18 protein-coding genes are annotated in these 22,857 nt (G+C 68.8%); 13 read left to right on the top strand and 5 right to left on the bottom strand.

What is annotated here, in order from left to right:
* The first annotated feature begins 59 nt into the window (after positions 1-59).
* Both CFB49_RS15970 and CFB49_RS15965 read left to right on the top strand, forming a co-directional pair.
* Positions 60-698, top strand: coding sequence for a glutathione S-transferase family protein (locus CFB49_RS15970; protein WP_089491734.1), 639 nt, complete (start codon positions 60-62; stop codon positions 696-698).
* A gap of 142 nt (positions 699-840) precedes the next feature.
* Positions 841-3,042, top strand: a complete 2,202-nt coding sequence (locus tag CFB49_RS15965) for a TonB-dependent receptor (RefSeq protein ID WP_089491733.1) — start codon at positions 841-843, stop codon at positions 3,040-3,042.
* A gap of 54 nt (positions 3,043-3,096) precedes the next feature.
* On the opposite strand, the gene CFB49_RS15960 is transcribed toward CFB49_RS15965, so the two are convergent.
* A complete protein-coding gene (locus CFB49_RS15960) occupies positions 3,097-4,365 on the bottom strand; it encodes an MFS transporter (RefSeq protein WP_089491732.1) in 1,269 nt (422 codons plus the stop codon).
* A 106-nt stretch (positions 4,366-4,471) separates the two neighbouring features.
* On the opposite strand from CFB49_RS15960, the gene CFB49_RS15955 reads away from it, so the two are divergent.
* The 3 genes from CFB49_RS15955 to CFB49_RS15945 all read left to right on the top strand — a co-directional run bounded on the left by CFB49_RS15955 (position 4,472) and on the right by CFB49_RS15945 (position 6,228).
* Positions 4,472-5,515: a LysR substrate-binding domain-containing protein gene (locus CFB49_RS15955; protein WP_069620162.1), complete on the top strand. Its 1,044-nt coding sequence runs from the start codon at positions 4,472-4,474 to the stop codon at positions 5,513-5,515.
* A gap of 105 nt (positions 5,516-5,620) precedes the next feature.
* Positions 5,621-5,848, top strand: a complete 228-nt coding sequence (locus CFB49_RS15950) for a type II toxin-antitoxin system Phd/YefM family antitoxin (protein ID WP_249190535.1) — start codon at positions 5,621-5,623, stop codon at positions 5,846-5,848.
* Positions 5,848-6,228, top strand: a complete 381-nt coding sequence (locus CFB49_RS15945) for a type II toxin-antitoxin system VapC family toxin (protein ID WP_089491730.1) — start codon at positions 5,848-5,850, stop codon at positions 6,226-6,228. The genes CFB49_RS15950 and CFB49_RS15945 overlap by 1 nt, the downstream gene beginning before the upstream one ends.
* Positions 6,229-6,249: 21 nt before the next feature.
* Here CFB49_RS15945 and dapA read toward each other — a convergent pair whose 3' ends face one another.
* Positions 6,250-7,143, bottom strand: coding sequence for a 4-hydroxy-tetrahydrodipicolinate synthase (gene dapA / locus CFB49_RS15940; RefSeq protein ID WP_089491729.1), 894 nt, complete (start codon positions 7,141-7,143; stop codon positions 6,250-6,252).
* A gap of 451 nt (positions 7,144-7,594) precedes the next feature.
* Here dapA and CFB49_RS15930 point away from each other — a divergent pair, with 451 nt between their 5' ends.
* Both CFB49_RS15930 and CFB49_RS15925 read left to right on the top strand, forming a co-directional pair.
* Complete coding sequence (locus tag CFB49_RS15930; protein WP_069620164.1) at positions 7,595-8,614, top strand: sulfate ABC transporter substrate-binding protein; 1,020 nt, start codon at positions 7,595-7,597, stop codon at positions 8,612-8,614.
* Between the two features lie 164 nt (positions 8,615-8,778).
* Positions 8,779-9,753 (top strand): ion channel, encoded by a 975-nt coding sequence (locus CFB49_RS15925; protein ID WP_089435707.1) that lies wholly within the window; start codon positions 8,779-8,781, stop codon positions 9,751-9,753.
* 32 nt (positions 9,754-9,785) lie between these two features.
* On the opposite strand, the gene CFB49_RS15920 is transcribed toward CFB49_RS15925, so the two are convergent.
* On the bottom strand, positions 9,786-10,400 hold the full coding sequence (locus tag CFB49_RS15920) for a glutathione S-transferase family protein (RefSeq protein ID WP_089491728.1): 615 nt from the start codon (positions 10,398-10,400) through the stop codon (positions 9,786-9,788).
* A 308-nt stretch (positions 10,401-10,708) separates the two neighbouring features.
* Here CFB49_RS15920 and CFB49_RS15915 point away from each other — a divergent pair, with 308 nt between their 5' ends.
* Together CFB49_RS15915 and CFB49_RS15900 are read left to right on the top strand one after the other, a co-directional pair.
* On the top strand, positions 10,709-11,266 hold the full coding sequence (locus CFB49_RS15915) for a DapH/DapD/GlmU-related protein (protein WP_089491727.1): 558 nt from the start codon (positions 10,709-10,711) through the stop codon (positions 11,264-11,266).
* Between the two features lie 1,720 nt (positions 11,267-12,986).
* The gene (locus CFB49_RS15900; RefSeq protein WP_089491726.1) at positions 12,987-16,559 is read left to right on the top strand and encodes an indolepyruvate ferredoxin oxidoreductase family protein; all 3,573 of its coding nucleotides are present in this window, start codon (positions 12,987-12,989) and stop codon (positions 16,557-16,559) included.
* Between the two features lie 76 nt (positions 16,560-16,635).
* Here the strand turns inward: CFB49_RS15900 and CFB49_RS15895 are convergent, their stop codons facing one another.
* Entirely contained in the window at positions 16,636-18,303 is a 1,668-nt protein-coding gene (locus tag CFB49_RS15895; protein ID WP_069620169.1) for a Na+/H+ antiporter, read from the bottom strand.
* A 313-nt stretch (positions 18,304-18,616) separates the two neighbouring features.
* Here CFB49_RS15895 and CFB49_RS15890 point away from each other — a divergent pair, with 313 nt between their 5' ends.
* From CFB49_RS15890 to CFB49_RS15875, 4 genes are all read left to right on the top strand, one after another.
* A complete protein-coding gene (locus CFB49_RS15890; RefSeq protein WP_069620170.1) occupies positions 18,617-19,903 on the top strand; it encodes a sensor domain-containing phosphodiesterase in 1,287 nt (428 codons plus the stop codon).
* Between the two features lie 151 nt (positions 19,904-20,054).
* Positions 20,055-20,441 (top strand): hypothetical protein, encoded by a 387-nt coding sequence (locus CFB49_RS15885; RefSeq protein WP_069620171.1) that lies wholly within the window; start codon positions 20,055-20,057, stop codon positions 20,439-20,441.
* Positions 20,438-20,842, top strand: a complete 405-nt coding sequence (locus tag CFB49_RS15880; protein WP_089491725.1) for a hypothetical protein — start codon at positions 20,438-20,440, stop codon at positions 20,840-20,842. Before CFB49_RS15885 ends, CFB49_RS15880 begins: the two co-directional genes overlap by 4 nt.
* Before the next feature lie 96 nt (positions 20,843-20,938).
* Positions 20,939-21,664 carry a copper homeostasis protein CutC gene (locus CFB49_RS15875; protein WP_069620173.1) on the top strand — a complete coding sequence of 242 codons (726 nt, stop codon included), beginning with the start codon at positions 20,939-20,941 and terminating at the stop codon, positions 21,662-21,664.
* 149 nt (positions 21,665-21,813) lie between these two features.
* On the opposite strand, the gene bioB is transcribed toward CFB49_RS15875, so the two are convergent.
* Positions 21,814-22,833: a biotin synthase BioB gene (gene bioB / locus CFB49_RS15870; protein WP_089435703.1), complete on the bottom strand. Its 1,020-nt coding sequence runs from the start codon at positions 22,831-22,833 to the stop codon at positions 21,814-21,816.
* Between the last annotated feature and the right edge of the window lie 24 nt (positions 22,834-22,857).

The following is a 22,857-nucleotide window of genomic DNA, read 5'->3' as shown; positions in this document are numbered from 1 at the left end:
GCACCGGCATGCGTTCCTACACTCGGTGCCGTCTTCCACAGCCCGTCGGGCACACCACCATGAACGCCTATCGTCTCTATCTTTCGCCGGGCGCCTGCTCGCTCGCCGCCCACATCGCGCTGGAGGAAACCGGCGCGCCGTTCGACGTCGAGATCGTGTCCGTGCGCGAGCGGCAGAACCTCGACGCGCGCTATCTCGCGATCAACCCGAAAGCGCGCGTGCCCGTGCTCGCGATTCCGGGCGAGCCGCGCGTGCTGACCGAAACGCCGGCGATCCTCACGTATCTCGCGCGCCGCCATCCGGATGCGCAATTGCTGCCGCTCGACGATCCGCTGCGCGAGGCCCGGTGCCACGAATGGCTCGCCTGGCTGGTCGGCTGGGTGCACGGCGTCGGCTACGGCGCGCTGTGGCGGCCGGGCCGCTTCCTCGACGATCCGGCGCTGCACGGCGCGATCAGCGCACACGGACGCAGCACGATCGAGGCCGCGAACGCATCGATCGAAGCCCTGCTGGCCGACGGCCGCACGTGGGCGGAGCCGGGCGCGCATTCGATCGTCGATCCGTTCCTGCTCGTGCTGTATCGCTGGGGCGTCGCGATCGGGCTCGACATGACGCGGCATTCCGCATGGACCGCTCATGCGCAGCGCGAGGCCGAACGGCCGGCCGCGCGGCGAGCGCTGGCGCGCGAGGGGGGCTGACGGGGCGGCGCGCGGCCGGCCGGTGGCCCGGCCGTTTCGTTCGGCGGTTCGTTCGGACCGCGAAGTTCGGACGTGTCCAATTGCCATGTCGCACTCAATTCTATTGAATGAGAATCATTATCATAAATGAAGTGGAGTGAACATGAGCCGTTGCATCCAGTCGAGCGCGACGCCGCCGCGCCGCGCGACCGCATCCGTCGCGTTCGCGATGATGACCTGTGCGGCCGCGCCGGCCTGCGCGGAGGAAGGCGAGCCGCGCCACGCACCGCAACTGGACCCGATCGTCGTGCACGGCGCGCGCGACGCCGGTTCGCGCGTCGACCGGTCGGGCTCCGCCAAATATGCGACGCCGCTGCTCGACGTGCCGCAGACGATCACCGTCGTGCCGCGCGCGGTGCTCGACGAACAGCAGGCGCTGAGCTTGCGCGAGGCGCTGTCGAACGTCGCGGGCATCACGTTCAACGCCGGCGAGGGCGGCGGCGGGTCGGGCGACATGTTCAATATCCGCGGTTTCGGCGCGAACGCGAACCTGCAGCTCGACGGGCTGCGCGATAGCGCGCAGAACAATCGCAGCGACCTGTTCAACGTCGAGGCGGTCGAGGTGATCAAGGGGCCGAATTCGGTGTTCGGCGGCGCCGGCACGACGGGCGGCTCGGTGAACCTGGTCAGCAAGACGCCGAAGGCCGGCGCGTTCACCGAGGCCGGCACGATGCTCGGCACGTCGGACTACCGCCGCGTGACGCTCGATGCGAACCGGCCGCTGCCCGGCACCGACGGCCGCGCGGCGTTCCGCCTGAATGCGATGGCGCACGTCAACGACGTGCCCGGCCGCGACGACATCCGCAAGCGGCGCTGGGGCATCGCGCCGTCGCTCGCGTTCGGTCTCGGCACGCCGACGCGCGTCACGCTCGGCTATTTCCACCAGTACGACAACAACCTGCCCGACTACGGGCTGCCGGCGCACAACGGCCAGGTGCTGGCCGGCGTGCCGCGCGACCGCTATTTCGGCTGGCGCAACCTCGACCGCGAGCGCATCACGTCGGATACGTTCACCGTGAAGGCCGAACACGACGTGTCGTCCGGCCTGAAGGTGCAGAACCTGAGCCGCTATGCGCACCTGAATCGCGACACGGTGATTTCGGCGTCGCACGTGAACCTGCAGGGCCTGCCGCCGGGGCGCTACCAGCCGGCCGGGCCCCAGGGCTATGGCCGCGATGCGTCGACCGCGATGTGGGCGAACCAGACGAACGTCACCGGCGCGTTTTCGACGTTCGGCATCGGACATACGCTGGTCGCGGGCTTCGAGATCTCGCGCGAGACGTACGGCCGCACGACCTATTCGTACGGACTCAACCGCTTCTACCCGGCCGACGGCTTCGCGCTCGCCGCGCCGCCCGGCGTGTGGCGCGGCCCGGCGCAACGCCAGGACAGCGCGCGCAACGACACAGCGCTGGTCGTGAAAGCGCTGTACGCGTTCGACACGATCTCGGTCGGCCGCCACTGGGACATCGACGTCGGGCTGCGGCACGACTGGATCGACGGCCGGTCGGAAGGCGCCGCGGCCGGCAAGCCGACCGAGCGCGCGGATACGGCCGACCGGCATCTGAGCACGCGCGCGGGGCTCGTGTTCAAGCCGACCGACAACGGTCGCGCGTACTTCGCATACGGCACGTCGTTCAACCCGTCCGCCGAATTCCTCGTGACCACCGGCTCCGGCGTGAGCGCGGCGACCGGCGCGCTCGCGCCCGAGAAAAACGAGAGCTTCGAACTCGGTGCGAAATGGGAAGGACTCGCGGGCATCGCGCTGAACGGCGCGCTGTTCCAGACCGAAAAGAAGAACGCGCGCGAACGAATGGCGGACGGCAGCTATGCGCTCGTGGGCCGGCAACGCGTGCGCGGCGTCGAGCTCGGTGCCGCCGGCAAGGTGACGCCGCGCTGGGACGTGTTCGCGAACTACACGTATCTCGCGAGCGTGACGCTCAGCTCGCCGTCGTCGCCGCGGCGCGACGGGCAGGCGCTCGGCAACACGCCGCGGCACGCGTTCAACGTGTGGACGACCTATCGGTTGCCGGCGGGCTGGACGGTCGGCTACGGTTCGCACTTCGTCGGCCGGCGCAACGTGACGTCGCAGGGCGACGGCAAGCTCGGCGCGTACTGGGTGCACAACCTGATGGCGAGCTACGACGTAAGCCGCCGGCTGCGTATCCAGCTGAACGTCGACAATCTGTTCGATCGCGCGTACGTCGAACGCGTGCGGCAGGTGTCGGGCAGCGAATCGCGATCGTCGGCGGTCGAGCTCGGCGACGGCCGTTCGGCGATGCTGTCGGCCGTGTACAAGTTCTGAGCGCGTCGCGCAACGGCGGCCGCGCTCGACGCCGTCGGCCGCCGCGCGCGCCCGTCATCGCGCAAACAGCGGGTAGGTCGAGGCGGCGATTAACGCCGCGGCGAGCCACACCACGCTCCAGGAACTCGCGGCGAGCAGCGGCGGAATCGCGAGCGGCGTCGCGAACAGCCCGAGGTAGACGACCGTGTTGGCCATCCCGAGCGCGGTGCCCGCGTGGTTCGCACCCGCGAGCGTCGCGAGCTCGGTGTACGCGACGCCGTGCCATGCCGACACGCAGACGCCGGCGAACACGAGAATCGCGACGATCGCGGCGAGCGGCACATGCGGGCTGCCGGCCGTCGCGGCCGCGAGCAGCGTGAACGATCCGGCCGCGACGAACACGGAACCGCGCAGGTACGCGCGCCGGTTGCCGTGCCGGTCGGTATGGCGGCCGCTCCAGACGCGCATCACCATCGCGCCGAGTTGCAGCGCGACCATCGCCGCGCTGATGCCGGCGAGGCCGAGCCGGCCGAAGTCGTGCAGGAACACCGTCGCGAACGTGAGCACCGCGAACTGCGGCGCGCACAGCAGGCCGATGCCGAGCACGATGCGCCACACGGGGCCGCTCGCGAGCGGATTGCGCGCGTGGCCGGCGGGCTGCGACCGTGGCACGGCGAGCGGCGTGGCGACGTGCGCCGCGGCCGGCACGGCGGGCGGCTCGTGCAGCCAGCGCCAGGTGAGCGCGGCCGATCCCGCGCACAGCAGCATCAGCGCACCGAATACCGCGGCGAAGCCGGCATGCGACGCGAGCGACGGCAGCAGCGCCGCCCCGAGGCCGCCGCCGAGCGGCACGGCCGTCTGCCGGATGCTCATCGCGAGCCCGCGTTCGCGCTCGCCGAACCAGCGCATCACCGCGCGCCCGCTCGACCCGTTCACGCTGCCGCCGAGCAGGCCGACGCAGCCCATGGCCGCGACGACCCGCATCAGCGGCGGCACCGCGTGCGCGGTCGGGGCGATCGTGCCCATCATCAGCGCGAGCATCGCGGCCGTCGCGACGAGCCCGGTCAGCAGCACGCGGCGATCGCCGAAGCGGTCGGCGGCGATCCCCCACGGCAGCTCGGACAGCGCGACGCCGAAGCCGAGCGCGCCGAGCACGAGGCCGAGCGCGCCGTTGTCGAGGTGATAGGCCGAGCGCATCCACACGGCCGTGGTCGGAATGCCGGCCACGGCGGCCGAAAAGCTCATGTTCGCGGCGACACCGGCGGCCAGCACGCGCCAGCGATGAGCCGGCCCGCGCACGTCGCGGGCAGGCGAAGCGGGGGAAGCGATATACGAGGTGTCCATGACGGCAAGCCCGATTCGAAGTTGACGCCCATAGTCTGGCGGCCTACATTCATCCTGAAAATCGGAAAGTTTTTGATGAATCATTCGATAAATCAGGATGATTGAGATGCCCGAACAAGACATTCCACGCGACGGCGGCGAGCCGCTCGCGGGGGCCGACGCCGCGCTGGCACGGCCCAACTTCGACGTCGCGGCGCTGCGCAGCCTCGTCGCGGGTGTGGATCTCGGCAGTTTCGCGAAGGCGGCGGATCGCGTCGCGCGCTCGTCGTCGGCGGTGAGTGCGCAGATTCGCAAGCTCGAGGAGCAGGCCGGCACGCCGCTGTTTGTGAAAGCCGGGCGCGGGCTCGCGCTGACCGACGCCGGCGACGCGATGCTGCGCTACGCGCGGCGGATGATCGAGCTGAACGACGAGGCGGCCGCGGCCGTGCGCGGCGTGAAACTCGACGGCTGGGTGCGGGTGGGGCTGCAGGAGGATTTCGGCGAGGCGATCCTGCCGGACGTGCTCGGGCGGTTCGCGCGCGCGCATCCGAAGGTGAAGATCGAGGCGCGCGTGGCGCGCAATGCCGATCTGCTCGACCGGCTCGATGCGAACCAGCTCGATCTCGCGCTCGTGTGGGGCGATCCGGCGTCGGCGGCGCTCGTGTCGCGGGCGGGGATCGACGGCGAAGCGATCGCGCAGGTGCCGATGCAATGGATCGGCGCGGTGGCGGGCGGGGCTGTCGGGATGCCGGATGGCGGCGCGGAGGCGCGTGGGGAGGGCGGTGTCGGCGAAGCGGGCGGTCGTGCCGTGCGGGGGACGGACGAGCCGTTGCCGCTCGTCGTGTTCGACCGGCCGTGCCGGTTCTTCGGTGCGGCGACCGATGCGCTCGACCGCGCCGGCGTGCCGTGGCGCGTCGCGTTCACGACGCCGAGCCTGGCCGGGCTATGGGCGGCCGCGGCGGCCGGCCTCGGGCTGACGGTGCGCTCGCATTACGGGCTGCCGGCGTCGGTGCGCGTGCTCGACGCCGCGTCGTGCGGGCTGCCGGCGCTGCCGAGCCTGCCGCTGATCCTGCTGCGGCGCACGTCGTCGGCGACGCCGACGGTCGAGCGGCTCGCGCGGATCGTGACGCAGGCGGTGCGCGGTGCGACGGAGCAGGCGCTTGCGGCGTGATTCCGCCGGTGGCGGCAGGCCAGTGACCGAGCGGCTGGTCGTTTGGCCTATTGGAGCAACGACGCGAATGTCGTAACAATGGTGGGTCACTCAATGGAGCCCCTCATGCAAGTTGCCACTGTCCCCGAAGCCACGCTCGATCTGCAGCGGCTTCTCGATGCCGCGATTGCCGGCGAACGTGTCGTGATCACGCAGGCCGGCAAACAGGCGGTCCGGCTCGTGCCGCTCAGGCCGATTCATCCGTTCGGCGCGATGGAGGGCGAGATCTGGATCGCCGACGACTTCGATGCACCGCTCCCCGACGATTGGTTGGATGCGTTCGAAGGCAAGTAATGCGACTATTGTTCGATACGCATATCTTTCTCTGGATGGTTGCGAATGATCCGAAGCTGAGTGTTCGCGCGCGCAGATGGATTGAGTCCGCGGACGAAGTGTTCATCAGCAGCGCGAGTATCTGGGAAATGGCCATCAAAGCCGGCAAGGGGAAGCTGGACGTTGACGTGGATCGGCTGGTCGCCAAGCTCAAGACGAGTCAATACCGGGAACTGCCCGTTCGGGCCGCACACGGTGCGGCCGTTCGTCATCTTCCTCACCACCACGGCGACCCGTTCGACCGATTGCTGGTCGCGCAGGCCTCGTACGAGCCGATGGTGCTCATCACCGCCGACGGCCACCTTGCGCAGTATGGCGCGTCAAGAATCTTGACGGTCTGAAACAGTTTCGGGATCGAATCCCTACGCTGCCGCACCAGCCGACGCGGACGCCTCGAGCTCCGCACAGAGCTTCTCCAACCGCGCCCGCAACCCGTCGCTCGCCGGCACGAACGGCAGCCGCAATCCGTCCTCGCACCATCCTTGCGCGGCGAGCACGGCCTTCACCGGCGCCGGGTTCGGTTCCGCGAACAGCGCCGCGACGAGCGGCTGCAGCGCGACCGACAGGCGTCGCGCATCGGCGAGCCGCCCGTCGCGCAGCCACGCGTGAATCCGCACATGCCATTCGGGCAGCACGTGCGCGCTGCTCGCGATCGCGCCGTGCGCGCCCGCGCACATCGCCGCGAAGTTCTGGTTGTCGTCGCCGGACAGGATCGCGAGCGGCGTGTCGTGCACCAGCCGGCTCATCCGGTCCAGCGTGCCGCCGCATTCCTTGATGCCCGCGACGCGCGAGTCGCGCGCGAGCGCCTGCAGCGTGTCCAGTTCGACGTTCACGCCGGTGCGGTACGGGATGTTGTAGACGAGCACCGGCAGGTCGGCCGCGTCGACGATCGCCTCGACATGGCGGCGGATGCCGTCCTGCGTCGGCCGCACGTAGACGGGCGGCGTGACGAGCAGCCCATCGGGGCGCAGCGCCGCGAGTTCGCGCGCGCGGGCGGCTGCGAAGTGCGTGGCGCTCGCGGTCAGCCCGACGACGATCGGCATTCCGGGCGCCGCGTCGCGCAGCGTCGCGAACACCGCGTCCTGTTCGCGCGCGTCGAGCAGCACGCCTTCACCGGTCGTCGCTCCCGCGACGAAGCCCGCGATGCCCGTGGCCGCATAGTGGCGCGCGAGCCGCGCGAGCGCCGCATGGTCGACCTCGCCGTGGTGGAACGGCGTGATGATCGGCAGCCAGATACCTTCGAAACGTGTGTTCATGCAAAGCCTCATGGTGGAAACGGAGTGGAAAGGAACCGTTCCGCCGGCGGTGTGCCGGAGCGAGGCATGCGTGCAAGGAGAAAGAAACGACCTGCGGGCATCCCGTCCGGCATTCGCCTGACGGGACGCGACGTCCCCGTCAGTCGAGGCGTCGTTTTTTCAGTTTCAGCCCGGCCGCGCGCACACCTGCCGCGACGGCGGCGAGGATCGAGGGCGAGCGCAGGAGAGCGGACATGGATGAACCGTGAGTGGGCTGAGCGGCGATCTTAACATCGGGGCGGCGGCGCGCGCGAGCCCCGGCCGCCCTTTAGCAGGATTCGAGATTTGCTTTCCACGACTGATTGGAAGGGGCGCCGCAGCCGGCCGCTAGAATGCCCGCTTACGTTTCGATGACAGCGCGTACGCGGGCGGTCACGCACATTCACCACCACTGGAAACGGGGCATATCACGATGGCAAGCATCAAGGGGATCGGTCGCTGGCTGCACACGGGCGCGGCGGCGGCGCTGGTCGTGGCGGCGACGGCCGCGCACGCGGACACGTCGATCCTGAACGTGTCGTACGACGTGACGCGCGAGCTGTACAAGGACATCAACGCGAGCTTTACCGCCGCCTACAAGCAGAAGACCGGCGAGACGGTCGAGATCAAGCAGTCGCACGGCGCGTCGAGCGCGCAGGCGCTGTCGGTGCTGCAGGGGTTGCAGGCCGACGTCGTGACGATGAACCAGCCGAACGACATCGACCTGCTCGCCGAGCGTGGCCAGCTGCTGCCGAAGGACTGGCGCGCGCGCTTCCCGGACAACAGCTCGCCGTACTCGACGACGATGGTGTTTCTCGTGCGCAAGGGCAACCCGAAGGCGATCAAGGACTGGAGCGATCTCGCGAAGCCGGGCGTGCAGGTGATCATCGCGAACCCGAAGACGTCGGGCAACGGCCGCTATGCGTATCTCGCCGCATGGGGCTTCCAGAAGCAGAAGGGCGCGACCGACCAGCAGGCGCTCGACTTCGAGAAGGCGATCTTCCGCAACGTGCCGGTGCTCGATTCGGGCGGCCGCGGCGCGACGACGACGTTCACGCAGCGCGGCATCGGCGACGTGCTCGTCACGTTCGAGAACGAGGTCGCGCTGATGGACACGGGCGCATCGGGCGCGCAGTTCGACGCCGTGTATCCGTCGGCGAGCATCCTCGCGGAGCCGCCCGTCGCGGTCGTCGACAAGGTGGTCGACAAGAAGGGCACGCGCAAGGTCGCGCAGGCGTATCTCGACTATCTGTACACGCCGCAAGCGCAGGAGATCATCGCGCAGCACCATCTGCGCCCGCGCGACGCGGCCGTGCTGAAGAAGCATGCGGCCGAGTTCAAGGCGCTGAAGACGTTCAGCGTCGAGCAGGTCTTCGGCAGCTGGGCGAACGCGCAGAAGACCCATTTCGCCGACGGCGGCACGTTCGACCAGGTGATCGTCGACCGGAAGTGAGCGCGGCGCGCGCCACGCGCGCGTTTGCATGACGACGCAGCCGGCCGTTCGTGCGGCCGGCTTTTTTTGCGGTTGCGCGGCGGATCGCCGCTCCGGACCGGCCGCATTCCCGGCCGCCGCCGCGCGTGCTACGCTCATCGCCTTCCTGCAACCGGCGCCCCGCGATGAACGTCGATTCGTCTTCCCCAGCCTCCCGCGGCCGTGGCCGCAAGATCTGGTCGGGCACCCGCCCGGTGGTTGCGTACGGGATGCCGCCGCTCGGCTGGCGCGACTTCTATCACCGCGCGCTGACGGTGAGCTGGCCCGTGTTCTTCCTGTCGCTCGCGGTGCTGTTCCTGCTGCTCAACAGCGGCTTCGCGATGCTCTATCTGCTCGGTCACGAGCCGATCGCGAACCAGGCGCCGCCCGGCTTCGGCGGCGCATTCTTCTTCAGCGTCGAGACGCTCGCGACCGTCGGCTACGGCGACATGCATCCGCAGACGGTGTATGCGCATCTCGTCGCGACGTTCGAGATCTTCGTCGGGATGTCGAGCATCGCGCTGGCCACGGGGCTCGTGTTCGCGCGGTTTTCGCGGCCGCAGGCGAAGATCCTGTTCGCGCGCTACGCGATCGTGCGGCCGCTGAACGGCCGGATGACGCTGATGGTGCGCGCCGCGAATGCCCGCCAGAACGTGATTGCCGAGGCGCAGGCGAAATTGAGGCTGCTGCGCGTCGAAGGCACGCACGAGGGCTACGCGCTGCGCAAGATTCACGACCTGCCGCTCGTACGCAACGAGCATCCGATCTTCCTGCTCGGCTGGAACCTGATGCACGTGATCGACGAGTCGAGCGCGCTGTTCGGCGAGACGCCCGAATCGCTCGCCGCGCGCGACGCGCAATTGCTGATCACGATCGAGGGCTCGGACGAGACGACCGCGCAGGTCATGCAGGCGCGTCATGCGTGGGCGCATGGCGAGATCCGCTGGCGCCACCGCTATGTCGATCTGATGCACGACGAGGACGGCATCACGCACATCGATTACACGCACTTTCATGAAGTCGTGCCGATCGACGACGACACCGACGAACGCGGTTCGCCGGGCGTGGTGATCGACGCGGACGCGTCGGCATCGGCGCCGGGGCCGGCCGCGCAGGCGTGATCGAGTGCGGCGGGGCGCGGCCCCGCTGCGCGTCACGCGTGCAGCAGGCGCGCCGCTTCGCGCTGTTCGATCGCGACCGCGCGACGGAACGCGTCGCGATCCTCGGCGCGCGCGACGTAGTCGCCGAGCACGCCTTCGTGCGGCAGCAGATGCGCATCGAACGCGATCCTCAGCGTGCTCGCGAGCAGCAGGTCGGCGGCGGTGAAGCGCTCGCCGACGAGCCAGCGGCTACGGGCGAGCGCTTGCGCGAGGGCGCGCTGCACGCGCGCGATGTTGCCCCAGCCGAACGCGACGGGGTTGCCCGACGCGCCGGTGAATTTCTCGGCCATTGCCGGTTCGAGGCAGGTCGGCGTGAAGAACATCCACTGGAGGAAACGGCCGCGCAGCGGATCGTCGGGCGCGACGCCGAGCCCGGCAGCCGGACAGCGGTCGGCGAGATAGAGCAGCACGGCGCCCGATTCGGCGAACGGCGCGCCGCCGTCGTCGAGCGCGGGCAGCTTGGCCATCGGGTTGACCTGCACGAACGCATCGCTGCCCTGTTCGTGCGAACGCAGGTCGATCGGCACGAGTTCGTACACCACGCCGATTTCCTCGAGCATCCACAGTGCCCGGAATGCCCGGGTTTTCGGCCAGTAGTAGAGCTTCATCGCGCCTCCGGGTAGGGGTGCAGGGGTCGATGCTCAAGCGTACCGGAGCGCGCGAGGTTGGGACAGGGCGCTGGGTCGATTGCATGCGATGAATCGACTAAATAGCCCGTAAAGCCTTGCGCAGCGGAAGTTCAATAAATAACTAGTTATATGGAAACTAGTTATGAAAATTCGCGGAGATTCTCGTGGAAATCGGCACGACACAATGTGCCCGCCCTATCCGCGGTACCCGCGCACAGCCACGCAATCGCCCGTCCGCGACCGCCAACGCATCCCGCAACCCCACACTCACCGGAGACAAGTCACGCATGGCAAACGACGATCGCACCACGATCATTCCGCGCAGAACGCCCGAATCGGCGGCCATGGTGGCCGAGGTCAAACGGGCGATGGCGATCACCGCGCGGCTCAACCGCCTGACGTTCGACGATGCGGCGGACGTGCGCGCATTGTTCGGCGAACTGATCGGCACGCAGGTGGACGACGGTTTCACGCTGATCCCGCCGTTCCATGCGACGGGCGGCACCGGCATGAAGCTCGGGCGCAACGTGTTCGTCAACCAGAACTGCACGTTCTACGACCTGGGCGGACTCGGGATCGGCGACGACGTGATGATCGGCCCGAACGTCAGCCTGATCACGTCTGGCCATCCGGTCGAGCCTTCGCGGCGGCGCGACTGCGTGGTCGCGAAGCCGATCGTGATCGAGCGGAACGTGTGGATCGGCGCAGGTGCGACGATTATCGGCGGCGTGACGATCGGCGAGAACGCGGTCGTCGCGGCCGCGGCGGTCGTTACCCGGGACGTTCCGCCGAATACGCTGGTCGGCGGCAATCCGGCGAAGATCATTCGATCGATTGCGGAATAAAGTCGTCCGGCGCGCGTGCCGGCGCGATGAAGCATCGGCGGTGGGATGTGGACAACCCGTCGCCAGAGCCAGTCGAAACGCTGTGCATCTGAACGGTGAGTGTGCCGCCGAGGCCGTCCGGACAAGCCTTTGCGGCTTTTCCGGGTTGTCGCGCGTCGCGTCGTCCGTCGAGCGGCAGATGAAGATTCGATCGCGCGCACGGTTGTGGATATCCGGCATCGAAACGACTCGGCGACCTGTGGTTTTCACAGGTGAGGAGGCCGGACGCTGCGCGAGACATGAAGCGGGTTGTGGACAACTCGCGGCAAGACGAAGCGAAATGCTGTGAAATTCAACGGTGAGTGTCGCCCACGACCTGGCGGTGCGCCCGTACCGGCATGGGTTTCAGGCCGTTGCCGCGGTTCGGGGCGACGCGCATTCTAGCCGAATGACGCGCGTGCATGACCATCATCGGCCGGCTCCGCGATGTCGGTATCCGGCTCCGTCCCCCAATCGAAGGGCTGTGCATTCTAACGGTGAGTGCAGGCGCGTGGTTCGCAACATGCGGATTTCGACGTCGCATCTCCGCCTTTTCCAGCGACTCGGCGCGCTGTGCAATTCGATGGTGAGCATGAGTCGACGACCGGCGCGCAGCCCGTCAGGATGCGGCCGTGCGACCGTATATGTCACGCGAAGCGGGGTTCCTGTCAGGCCCGGGCGCAAGGTGCGAGCAACGGCTACGCGCGTTTTCGTGTGGATATCCGTCCGTCGGAACGACTCGCGGCGCTGTGTATTTCGACGGTGAGCATCGGCGCCTGATCGGGTGATGAGCCGCTTCCGGTATGGGTTGCCAGTCGTCGGCGTCCGTCGAAACGCGCGTCGGTTATCGATCGTAGAACGCTCGTCCATGTGGATATCTGCCTCGCTCGATCACTCGAAGCGCTGTGGTTTTCAACGGTGAGTGCGTGCGAATGGCCGGGAGGCAACGCAGATCCGAACGTGGACAACCGCCACCGCAGCGAGTCGAACCCCTGTGTATTTCAAAGGTGAGTGCGAGCCGGCAGTCGCACGGCATGCGGATTTCGGTGAGGATATTCGCCCTCCAAGCCCACCCTCGCCCCTATGTATTCGAACGGTGAGCGCAAGCAGAGGACCGACGAAACTCGCGGTTTCGGATGTGGATATCCACCGCTGCAACCCACTCGCCGCGCTGTGAATTTCAACGGTGAGTGTCGCGGCCCGCGCGCTCCGCATGCCGATTCCGGATGTGGACATCCCGCTCCCGACGCCACTCGAAACGCTGTGCAATCGAACGGTGAGCGCGCGAGCCCGATCGGCCGGAGGGCGCGACATTGTGGACATCCGTCGCCGCCAATCAATCGGAACCCTGTGCATTTCAATGGTGAGGGTGACGGTCCGATGCCGCCGAAACCCTTGCCGCACGAGGCTCGAGCGCCATTCTCGGGCCAAGCTGCGCGCGTGGCGGCACGCGCTGCCTTTTCCGCCAGACCGCCCGACCGCCGCGAACCTGTCCATCACGCGCCGGCACGCCGCGCGAAAACTCTCTCAAATCCCGCGAAAAAGCTGCGCAGTTTTTCTCGCCGTGCGCCGGTCCGAGCAAGATGAGAAAAAACATTCTCGGCCGCGCGCGAAAAAATAGAGCCATTCGCTGCCGCACTCATGCGTCCCCCGGCGCCCGCCGCGCACGGCCCAGAACAGCACAATCCGGAGACTTTCCCCCATGACCGCCCGCCTGCCCGTCGACGGCCCGCCCGCCCTGTCCGACTACCGCCTGACCGACAACCTGACCGCCACCCGCGGCCGGATCTTCCTGACCGGCACGCAGGCGTTGATCCGGCTGCTGCTGATGCAGCGCACAGTCGATACCGAACAGGGTCTCAACACGGCCGGCTTCGTCAGCGGCTACCGCGGCTCGCCGCTCGGCATGGTCGACCAGCAGCTGTGGAAGGCGAAGAAACTGCTCGACACGAGCGGCGTGCGCTTCCTGCCCGCGATCAACGAGGAACTCGGCGGCACGGCCGTGCTCGGCACACAGCGGGTCGAGGCCGACCCCGAGCGCACGGTCGAGGGCGTATATGCGATGTGGTACGGCAAGGGCCCGGGCGTCGATCGCGCGGGCGACGCGCTCAAGCACGGCAACGCGTACGGCTCGTCGCCGCACGGCGGCGTGCTGGTGGTGGCGGGCGACGATCACGGCTGCGTGTCGTCGTCGATGCCGCACCAGAGCGACTTCGCGATGATGGCGTGGCACATGCCGGTCGTGAACCCGTCGAACATCGCCGACATGCTCGAATTCGGCCTGTACGGCTGGGCGCTGTCGCGCTACTCGGGCGCGTGGGTCGGCTTCAAGGCGATCTCGGAAACGGTCGAGTCCGGCTCCACCGTCGACCTCGATGCGTTGCAGACGCGCTGGCCGGCGCCGGCAGGCTTCACGCCGCCGGCGGGCGGCCTGCACAACCGCTGGCCCGACCTGCCGAGCCTCACGATCGAGGCGCGCCTCGCGGCGAAGCTCGACGCGGTCCGCCATTTCGCGCGCACCAACAGCATCGACAAGTGGGTCGCGCCGAGCACGCACGCGAACGTCGGCATCGTCACCTGCGGCAAGGCGCACCTCGACCTGATGGAAGCGCTGCGCCGCCTCGACCTGACGGTCGCCGATCTCGACGCGGCCGGCGTGCGGATCTACAAGGTCGGCCTGTCGTATCCGCTCGAAATGACGCGCATCGAGCGCTTCGTCGACGGGCTCGCCGAAGTGCTGGTGATCGAGGAGAAGGGCCCGGTCATCGAGCAGCAGATCAAGGACTACCTGTACAACCGTGCGGACGGCGCGCGCCCGCGCGTGCTCGGCAAGCACGATGCGGCCGGCGCGTGCCTGCTGTCCGAACTCGGCGAACTGCGCCCGTCGCGCATCCTGCCGGTGTTCGCGGAATGGCTCGCGCGCCACAAGCCGGCGCTCGACCGCCGCGAGCGCGTCGTCGATCTCGTCGCGCCGCAGATCCTGTCGAACGAGGCGGACGCGGTGAAGCGCACGCCGTACTTCTGTTCGGGTTGCCCGCACAACACGTCGACGAAGGTGCCCGAAGGCTCGATCGCGCAGGCCGGCATCGGCTGCCACTTCATGGCGTCGTGGATGGAGCGCGACACGACGGGCCTGATCCAGATGGGCGGCGAAGGCGTCGACTGGGCCGCGCACGCGATGTTCACCAACACGAGGCATGTGTTCCAGAACCTCGGCGACGGTACCTACTTCCACTCGGGCATCCTCGCGATCCGCCAGGCGGTCGCCGCGAAAGCGAACATCACGTACAAGATCCTCTACAACGACGCGGTCGCGATGACGGGCGGCCAGCCGGTCGACGGCAGCATCTCGGTGCCGCAGATCGCGCGGCAGGTCGAGGCGGAAGGCGTGTCGCGCTTCGTCGTCGTGTCCGACGAACCGGAGAAGTACGACGGCCATCACGGGCAGTTCCCGAAGGGCACGACGTTCCATCACCGCAGCGAACTCGACACGGTGCAGCGCGAATTGCGCGAGACGCCGGGCGTGACCGTGCTGATCTACGACCAGACCTGCGCGGCCGAGAAGCGCCGCCGCCGCAAGAAGGGCGAATTCCCCGACCCGGACAAGCGCCTGTTCATCAACGACGCGGTGTGCGAAGGCTGCGGCGACTGCGGCGTGCAGTCGAACTGCCTGTCGGTCGAGCCGCTCGAGACGCCGCTCGGCCGCAAGCGCCGCATCGACCAGTCGTCGTGCAACAAGGACTACTCGTGCGTGAACGGCTTCTGCCCGAGCTTCGTGACGGTCGAAGGCGCGGCGCTGAAGAAGGCGGCCGGCGCGGCGTTCGACGAAGCCGCGCTCGCCGCGCGCGTCGATGCGCTGCCGGTACCGGCGACGCACCTCGACGCGGCGCCGTTCGACATGCTCGTGACGGGCGTCGGCGGCACCGGCGTCGTGACGGTCGGCGCGCTGATCAGCATGGCCGCGCACCTCGAAGGCAAGAGCGCGTCGGTGCTCGACTTCATGGGCTTCGCGCAGAAGGGCGGCTCGGTGCTGTCGTTCGTGCGGATCGCGTCGAGCGACCGCTGGCTGAACCAGGTGCGCATCGACACGCAGCAGGCCGACGTGCTGCTCGCGTGCGACATGGTGGTCGGTGCGAGCGCCGAGGCGCTGCAGACGGTGCGTCACGCGCGTTCGCGGATCGTCGTCAACACGCACCGGATCCCGAATGCGTCATTCGTGCAGAACCCCGACGCGAACCTGCATGCGGACGCGCTGCTCGAGAAGATGCGCCACGCGGCCGGCGACGGCTACCTGTCGAGCTGCGACGCGCAGGCGCTCGCCGCGAAGTTCCTCGGCGATTCGATCGGCGCGAACATCCTGATGCTCGGCTATGCGTGGCAGCTCGGGCTCGTGCCGGTGTCGCTCGCCGCGATGATGCGCGCGATCGAGCTGAACAACGTCGCGGTGCCGATGAACAAGCTCGCGTTCTCGATCGGCCGGATGGCGGCCGGCGACGCGGCGGGCCTCGATGCGTTGTGGAACGCGCGCCATGCGGTGGCCGCCCACGCGGCGCCGGAGACACTCGCCGAACTGATCGCCGATCGCGAAGCGCGTCTCGACGCGTACGGCGGCGTGCGTTACGTCGAGCGCTACCGGGCGCTGGTGAACGCGGCACGCGCCAAGGGCGACGACGCGCTGACGCGCGCGGTCGCGACGACGTTCTACCGGCTGCTCGCGGTGAAGGACGAATACGAAGTCGCGCGGCTGTACACGGACGACGCGTTCCGCACCGCACTCGAAGCGCAGTTCGAAGGCGTGCCGGGGCAGACGTACCGCGTGAAGTTCAACCTGGCGCCGCCGACGGTCGCGAAGGCCGGGAGCGACGGCAGCACGCCGAGGAAGCGCGTGTTCGGCCAGTGGATGTGGCCGGTGCTCGGCATGCTCGCGCGCGTGCGCAGCCTGCGCGGCACGTGGCTCGATCCGTTCGGTCGCACGGTCGAGCGCAAGATGGAGCGCGCGCTCGCCGACGACTACGAGACGACGCTCACGCGTGCGTTCGCCGCGATGACCGCCGGCAACGCGGCGCAGGTCGTGCAATTGGCCGACCTGCACGCGCGCGTGCGCGGCTTCGGCCACGTGAAGGTGCGCAACCTGGCCGGCGTGAAGCGCGCGGAACGCGAGCTCGCGCTGCAGCTCGGCATCGACGCGGCGACGAGCGCGGCCGTGCAGCACGCGCTCGACGAAATGAAGGGCGCCGGGATGCTGAAGGGGATTCCGGTCGTCGTCGCGAAGTAACGCCGCGGCCGGCGGATGTGAAAACGGCGACGCGTGTGCGTCGCCGTTTTTTATGCCCGTCGGCCGCCGCCGGCCGTCAAACAATGCCTTTCTTGCGCGTCGACAGCGCGGTTTCCGACAGGTCGATCTCGCGAATCAGCTTCGTCAGCGTCTCGTCGGAAATCTTGCTGTCGCCGCGCAGCCGGTACAGCGCCGAGCGTTCCGCGCGCACGGCCGCGATCCGCATCTGCAGCTCCATCGTTTCGGCCTGCTGCGCTTGCGCGCGCGGCGTGGGGCCGTCGTCGGCCAGCGCGGCGAGCCGGCGGCGGTATTGATCCATCACGCGTGCGGAGATGTCCGCGCAGCGCGCGGCGCCCGATTCGTCGAGATCGGCCGAGATCGCGTCGTGCGACGCATCGATCGCGCGAATCGCGGCCTGCGCAGCGGCCGACCGGGCGATGCGCTCCTCGTCGCCGAGCGGATTGCGCGACGAGCGCACGCCGCGCAGCAGCAGCGGCAGGCCGATCACCGCGACGATCAGCGAACCGAGGATCACGGCCGACGCGATGAAGACCGCGGTGTCGCGGCCCGGCAGCGGCGCGCCGTCGGACAGCGCGACCGGGATCGACAGCACGCCGGCGAGCGTGACCGCGCCGCGCACGCCGCCGACCGTCATCACCGCGATCGTGCGCACGCCGGCCATCGTGCCGGCGAGGCCATGGCGCGCGGCGCGGCGGCTCGCGAACCAGCGCAGCAGCCACACCCACAGGAAGCGGATCGCATACAGCGCGAGCATCATCGCGCACACGTTGAAGATCATCCGGCCGACCAGCGCGTCGCTCGTATGGTGCGCGTCGACGAGCGCGCGGCCGATGATGTGCGGCAGCTGCAGCCCGAGCATGATGAACACCATGCCGTTGAACACGAACTCGATCATCGCCCACGTGCTTTCGGCCCGCACGCGCGACGCGACGGTGCTTTTGCGCGAGAAGCTCGTGTAGTTCATCATCATCCCGGCCGACACGGCCGCGAGCACGCCGGACAGCTCGAGGTGCTCGGCGAACAGGTAGGCCGCGAACGGCACCAGCAGCGTCATCACGATGCCGGGGGCCGGGTCGCCTTCCTGTTCGGCATTCAGGAAGCGCGTCGACAGCGCGCTGAACAGCCACGCGACGATCGCGCCCGTCGCGAGCCCGCCCGCCGCGACGATCACGAACGTGACCGACGCGGCGCGCAGCGAGAACACGCCCGTCAGCGCGGCCGCGATCGCGAACTTCAGCGCGACGAGGCCCGACGCGTCGTTCATCAGCGCCTCGCCTTCGAGGATGTGCATCAGTTGCGGCGGAATGCGACCCTTGCCGGCGATCCCGGACAGCGCGACCGCGTCGGTCGGCGACAGCACCGCCGCGAGCGCGAACGCGATCGGCAGCGGTAGCTCGGGAATCAGCCAATGCGCGAAATAGCCGACTGCGAGTACCGTCATGAACACGAGCCCGAACGCGAGCATCAGGATCGCGCGGCGCTGCAGGTAAAGCTCGCGTTTCGGAATCCGCCAGCCGTCCGCGAACAGCAGCGGCGGAATGAACAGCAGCATGAAGATCTCGGGGTCGAACGTGACGTGCAGGTTCAGCTTCGGCCACGCGAGCATCGCGCCGAACGCGATCTGCATCAGCGGCAGCGGCAGTTGCAACGGCAGGAGACGCGTGACGGCGCCGGACAGCGCGACGGTCAGCAGCAGAATGAGGACTGTGAAAACGATTTCCATCGATACGGCGAGTTACGCGGAATGAAACGATCGTACGGAGTGTAGCGTGCCGACGTAACCGGTGCGCTCGAGCGGCCGGTGCGTGCGCACGGGAATGGTGCGTCGGACGCGCGCCACGGTGGTGCGGCAGCCCCGCACAGCCGCATGGCGCACGGGATGTCGGCACCTCGCACGGAGCTTGCTTGAGGGAGAGCAGCCGCCCGGCTTGCGCCGGGTAACCGAGGGTCCAACCAATGACATGGCGCGCTGTCCCGTTCGTCGTTTTTCGGCGGACGCCGGACGTCGCGTTCGACTGCATCACCAGGAGGAAGGCATGACGATCGTGCAACAGGAGCGTCCGGCCGCCGCGTCGCCGTACCGGTTCGAGCGGGAGATGAGCTCGGGCTTCGAACGGCTGGCGACGCAGCACCGCGACCTGACGCTCACGACCGTGTTCCAGCCGATATTCAGCCTGTCGCACCAGCGTGCGGTGGGCTACGAGGCGCTGCTGCGCGCGCACGATGCGCTCGACCGCGCCGTGTCGCCGCTCGACGTGTTCGGCGAAGCCGCGCGCCGCGATGAACTGCTGCAGCTCGACCGGCTCGCGCAGGCGCTGCATCTGGAAAACTTCGCACTGCTCGGCGCGGAGCGCGAGTGGCTGTTTCTCAACGTCCATCCGGGCGTGCTCACCGATCCGTTCCAGGCGGCCGCGCTGCTCGCGAACCTGAAACGGCTCGGCATGCCGCCGCGGCGCATCGTGCTCGAAGTGCTCGAACAGCGCGCGGATGACGTCGAGCGGCTCGCGGAGGCCGTGCGCGAGTTCCGCACGCACGGCTTCCTGATCGCGCTCGACGATTTCGGCGCGGGCCACTCGAACCTCGAACGGATCTGGCAGCTGAACCCGGACATCGTGAAGCTCGACCGGATCATGCTGTCGCACGCGGCGCACCGCACGGGGCTCACCGCGATCCTGCACGGGCTCGTGACGCTGTTGCACGAGGCCGGCAAGCTGGTGCTCGTCGAAGGGATCGAGACCGAGCACGAAGCGCAGATCGCGCTGTCGTGCGAGGCCGATTTCGTGCAGGGCTACTACTTCGGCCGGCCGGCGCCGGGGCTGCCCGACAGCGCGGCCGCGACCGGCTGCATCGGCGAGCTGACCGAGCGCTTTCGTCAGCAGACCGAAGTGCGCGAGCGGCGCGACGCGCAGCGGCTCGCGCCGTACCTGCGCGCGTTCGAACGGGCGGCCGAGCGCCTCGCGGCCGGCGAGCCGCTCGACGAGGTGTGCTGGAACTTCCTCGCGCTCGACGCGGCCGCGCGCTGCTTCCTGCTCGACGCGCAGGGCCGGCAGTCGGGCCGCAACGTCGTGCTGCGCGCCGATCGCGCGCTCGCCGAGGCGCGCTTTTCGCCGCTGGCGGACGCGCAGGGCGCGAACTGGCTGCGCCGGCCGTATTTCCGCTCGGCGATCGCCGAACCGGGGCGCGTGCAGGTCACGCGGCCGTACCTGTCGATCAACGAGGCGCAGCCGTGCGTGACGCTGTCGGTGGCCGTGCGCGTCGGCGATACGCAGCGCGTGCTGTGCGGCGATATCGACTGGATCGACGAGGACGCGCAAGCGGCGTAGCGGCACACGGTCGGGATGCGGCGACCGACGGCGCGGGGGCGGCCGTTGTGTTCGCCGTGCGCTTCCCCGACAATGGCGCGAGCGCGGCCGTCGTGACCGCGCGCGCCGTCCCGGGGGCCACCATGGCGGCGAATATAAAAAGGAAAACGCCATGAAAAGACCGATCTCGCTGACCATCCTCGCGTGGATCATCATCGTGACCAACGCGATCACCTGCGTCTATACGCCGTTCTCGATCGGCATGCCGACCACCCAGGCGCTGATGTCGCACTACCTGCTGCCCGTGTGGGCGACGTTCGGCATCAGCATGATCGTCGAGGCCGCCAACGTCGTGATCGGCATCGCGATCCTGAAAGGCCGCGAATGGTCGCGCAAGGCCTATATCGTGACGTTCGTGTTCGGCATCGCGTTCTCGTTGATCAACATGCCGGCGTCGATGCTCGCGGTGCTGATCCCCGGCGTCCTGCTGTTCGCGGTGTTCGTTTACCTGCTGTTCCGGCGCCCGGCGACCGCGTATTTCAGGCAGGCCCGCGCGTGAGCTTCGTGCGCAACGCGCTGGCGATCGTGCTGTTCTCGATCGCCGGCTTCTGCATGATCGCCGCGCAGATGGTCGCGTTCATGAAGGTTGGCCAGACGGGCGCGACGACCGTATTCGTCGCCGTGCTGTTCGCGGTGTCGGCCGGGCTGCTCGCCGCGGGCGCGTTTGCCGGCGCGTTCCGGCCGCGTGCGCGCGGTGCGGGCATCACGCTGCTCGTCGCGGCCGCGACCACCGCGTTCGGGATGATCGGCTGGGCGATGCTCGTGCTCACGCCGGCGATCGTCGACGTGATGCAGCAGCAGGGCGCGTACGTCAACGCGCGGATGTTCCGGTTCGTACCGGGCACCGCGGTGACGGCGTTGTCCGCTCTCGGCGGCGTCTGGCTCGTGCGGCGCGGCTGACGGACCTGGCTGAAATACGCGGCGGCCGGCACGCTGGCGTCCGTCGCGCGGCTCGGCTAGGATGCGCGAATTGTCCAGACGATTCGCGGGCCGCCCATGAACCGACATGCCGCTTCTTCCGTTCTCCTCGAAGTGATCGCCACGACCGTCGGCGATGCGAAGGTCGCCGCCCGTGCGGGCGCCGACCGCCTCGAACTCGTGACCGCGATCACCGAAGGCGGGCTGACGCCGAGCGTCGGCCTGATCGAGGCCGTCGTGGCCGCCGTGCCGATTCCCGTCAACGTGATCGTGCGTCCGCACAGCCGCTCGTTCGTCTATGACGCCGACGAGCTGCGCGTGATCGAGCGTGACGTGCGCGCGGCCGTCGCGGCCGGCGCGAACGGCGTCGTGTTCGGCGCGCTCGATGCGCGCGGCGACGTCGATCTCGGCGCGCTCGCCCGGATCGCGGCCGCCGCGGACGGGCGCGCGCTCACGTTCCATCGCGCGTTCGACGTCGCGCGCGATCTGAACGCCGCGTTCGACGCGCTGCTGCGCGTGCCGGCCGTCACGTCCGTGCTGACGTCGGGCGGTCATCCGTCGGTGCTCGACGCGGTCGCGACGATCACGCGGCTCGTGCGGCAGGCGGCGGGCACGACCTGCACGGTGCTGGCCGGTTCGGGGCTCACGGTCGACGCGGTCGGCGATTTCGTGCGCGCGACCGGCGTGCGCGCGGTGCATTTCGGCTCGGGCGTGCGGCCGCGCGGCGAGGTGCTGGCGCCCGTCGATGCGCAGCGCGTCGAGCGCGTGCGCGCGGCGCTCGACGGCGCGGCGTCGCACGTGTAATGCGTATGCCGAAGCTGCGCGTCGGCGCGTCGAGAACACCGTCGATTCATGGCGCGTCGCGCGACCCGATGCCGACGGTCGGGTAAAACAAAAGCCGGGGCATGCCCCGGCTTTTTCATCGGCGGGCGCGGCGCGCCGGCCGCTATCGCTTACGCGTTGTCCGACAGCGCGTCGGCCTGGCTCGCGCGGATGCCGAGCCGCTCGAACAACGCACGGTCGCGCTGCGTCTGCGGGTTGCTGGTCGTCAGCAGCTGGTCGCCGTAGAACATCGAGTTCGCACCCGCGAGGAAGCACATCGCCTGCATCGCGTCGTCGAGCTGCTCGCGGCCGGCCGACAGGCGCACGACGGCCTTCGGCATCGTGATTCGGGCGACCGCGATCGTGCGCACGAACTCGAACGGGTCGAGCGGCGCGGTGCCTTCGAGCGGCGTGCCTTCGATCGCGACGAGGTTGTTGATCGGCACCGATTCCGGATACGGGTTCAGGTTCGCGAGCTGCGAGATCAGGCCCGCGCGCTCGCGGCGCGATTCGCCCATCCCGATGATGCCGCCGCAGCACACGTTGATGCCCGCGTCGCGCACGCGGTCGAGCGTGTCGAGGCGGTCCTGGTACGTGCGCGTCGAGATCACCTGGCCGTAGAACTCCGGCGACGTGTCGAGGTTGTGGTTGTAGTAGTCGAGGCCCGCGTCGGCGAGCTGCCGAGCCTGTTCGTTTTCCAGCATGCCGAGCGTCATGCAGGTCTCGAGGCCGAGTTCCTTCACGCCGCGCACCATTTCGGTCAGCGCGGGCATGTGGCGCTCCTTCGGGTTGCGCCACGCGGCGCCCATGCAGAAGCGGCTCGCGCCGTTCGCCTTCGCCGCGCGCGCGGCGTCGAGCACCGTGTCGACGTCCATCAGCTTCTCGGCCTTCAGGCCCGTGTCGTGATGCGACGACTGCGAGCAATAGCCGCAGTCTTCCTCGCAGCCGCCCGTCTTGATCGACAGCAGCGTCGACAGCTGCACCGCGTTCGCGTCGAAGTGCTCGCGATGCACCTGCTGCGCGCGGAACATCAGATCGTTGAACGGCAGCTCGAACAGCGCGACGACGTCGGCGACGCGCCAGCGCTGCGGGGCCGGCGCAGCCACGGGAATCGCGTCGGGTTGCACGGCGGCGGTCTGGGCTTGGGTCATTTCGTTTTCCTGTCCTGGCGGGAT

Origin of the sequence: Burkholderia sp. AU17457 (assembly GCF_002223255.1) — a bacterium.
Taxonomy (GTDB): domain Bacteria; phylum Pseudomonadota; class Gammaproteobacteria; order Burkholderiales; family Burkholderiaceae; genus Burkholderia; species Burkholderia sola.
Note: the sequence above shows the minus strand (reverse complement) of the source record. Positions and strands in the feature narration are given on the sequence as shown.

Bases quoted from the DNA above. Each gene is read 5' to 3' on its own strand.
- CFB49_RS15965 (WP_089491733.1), top strand. From the start codon at position 841: ATGAGCCGTTGCATCCAGTCGAGCGCGACGCCGCCGCGCCGCGCGACC.
- CFB49_RS15915 (WP_089491727.1), top strand. From the start codon at position 10,709: ATGGCAAACGACGATCGCACCACGATCATTCCGCGCAGAACGCCCGAA.
- CFB49_RS15890 (WP_069620170.1), top strand. From the start codon at position 18,617: ATGACGATCGTGCAACAGGAGCGTCCGGCCGCCGCGTCGCCGTACCGG.
- dapA (WP_089491729.1), bottom strand. From the start codon at position 7,143: ATGAACACACGTTTCGAAGGTATCTGGCTGCCGATCATCACGCCGTTC.
- bioB (WP_089435703.1), bottom strand. From the start codon at position 22,833: ATGACCCAAGCCCAGACCGCCGCCGTGCAACCCGACGCGATTCCCGTG.
- CFB49_RS15950 (WP_249190535.1), top strand. From the start codon at position 5,621: ATGCAAGTTGCCACTGTCCCCGAAGCCACGCTCGATCTGCAGCGGCTT.
- CFB49_RS15955 (WP_069620162.1), top strand. From the start codon at position 4,472: ATGCCCGAACAAGACATTCCACGCGACGGCGGCGAGCCGCTCGCGGGG.
- CFB49_RS15930 (WP_069620164.1), top strand. From the start codon at position 7,595: ATGGCAAGCATCAAGGGGATCGGTCGCTGGCTGCACACGGGCGCGGCG.
- CFB49_RS15970 (WP_089491734.1), top strand. From the start codon at position 60: ATGAACGCCTATCGTCTCTATCTTTCGCCGGGCGCCTGCTCGCTCGCC.
- CFB49_RS15925 (WP_089435707.1), top strand. From the start codon at position 8,779: ATGAACGTCGATTCGTCTTCCCCAGCCTCCCGCGGCCGTGGCCGCAAG.
- CFB49_RS15960 (WP_089491732.1), bottom strand. From the start codon at position 4,365: ATGGACACCTCGTATATCGCTTCCCCCGCTTCGCCTGCCCGCGACGTG.
- CFB49_RS15900 (WP_089491726.1), top strand. From the start codon at position 12,987: ATGACCGCCCGCCTGCCCGTCGACGGCCCGCCCGCCCTGTCCGACTAC.
- CFB49_RS15945 (WP_089491730.1), top strand. From the start codon at position 5,848: ATGCGACTATTGTTCGATACGCATATCTTTCTCTGGATGGTTGCGAAT.
- CFB49_RS15885 (WP_069620171.1), top strand. From the start codon at position 20,055: ATGAAAAGACCGATCTCGCTGACCATCCTCGCGTGGATCATCATCGTG.
- CFB49_RS15895 (WP_069620169.1), bottom strand. From the start codon at position 18,303: ATGGAAATCGTTTTCACAGTCCTCATTCTGCTGCTGACCGTCGCGCTG.
- CFB49_RS15875 (WP_069620173.1), top strand. From the start codon at position 20,939: ATGAACCGACATGCCGCTTCTTCCGTTCTCCTCGAAGTGATCGCCACG.
- CFB49_RS15920 (WP_089491728.1), bottom strand. From the start codon at position 10,400: ATGAAGCTCTACTACTGGCCGAAAACCCGGGCATTCCGGGCACTGTGG.